Here is a 200-nt window from a genome sequence, read left to right as displayed (position 1 = left end):
AATGGCACAATAAATAGCAAAGTATGATAATTTACTTTTTTTGACTAAAGTAATCATCCAAGTACAAGCAAACAGACCCGCAATAAATGCAGCCACAAAGCCAATGGAAAGTGCGGTGAAATTTTGACTTTCCATAGAAATATCGCCACTTAAAACATCTTTTGCAATTTTACCAAAAATTAAAGGCACAACCATTAAAA

General features: G+C 32.5%; 1 protein-coding gene. It reads right to left on the bottom strand.

From position 1 onward, the window contains the following. The coding region (locus tag FUA24_RS03765; protein WP_148540131.1) for an undecaprenyl-diphosphate phosphatase at positions 1-200 on the bottom strand (200 nt) is incomplete at both ends.

The sequence above is a fragment of the Seonamhaeicola marinus genome, assembly GCF_008085455.1.
The sequence above is the reverse complement of the archived record's forward strand: the minus strand, read 5'-3'. Positions and strand labels throughout refer to the sequence as shown.